This is a genomic window from Cellulophaga sp. F20128, assembly GCF_023015805.1.
Classification (GTDB): Bacteria; Bacteroidota; Bacteroidia; order Flavobacteriales; family Flavobacteriaceae; genus Cellulophaga.
The window spans coordinates 1-466 of record NZ_JALKBA010000086.1 but is presented as its reverse complement, the minus strand read 5'-3'; the positions used below and the strand labels follow the sequence as shown (position 1 = coordinate 466).

The 466-nt window shown below is 34.8% G+C and carries 1 pseudogene; it reads right to left on the bottom strand.

Annotated features, from left to right (window positions below):
- Positions 1-305 (bottom strand): annotated as a pseudogene (locus MWU65_RS17580) (mobilization protein); the annotation flags it as partial.
- Positions 306-466 lie beyond the last annotated feature (161 nt).

Below are 466 nucleotides of genomic sequence, written 5' to 3'. Positions count from 1 at the left end.
TGCACAAACGCTATCGCTTGTCGCTCTCCTAGTTTCATTTCGTTTATAAATCGTTTTGTTATTTCCTCTAATTTATGTTTATCCAAACCTCTGCCATCTTTAATTGTGGGGCTGATCACAAAGGATAATGTATTCTTTGTACAGTGATAGTTTTGGTCCTGGAGCATTTTGAATTCCTTGGTTATTTCTGCAGGAGACTCTCCATATAGAAACTCCTTTAGTACAATTTCAGCATCCTTTTCCTGATTCCACCCATAGGACATGGAAGCTCTGGTATGCGAGATACTTTTGCCTTTTCCTATCATTATTGAAATTTTTTAAGATGTATTTTTATTTCATTGGCTAAGTCATATACTTCCTTAGCAAGGTTTGGATTGCGTTTTCTATACATATTCCCAATAGATTTAAAATTGTTATGATACTTAAGAAGCATTTTATAGAGTTCAATGTGTTCCTGCGTAAAACG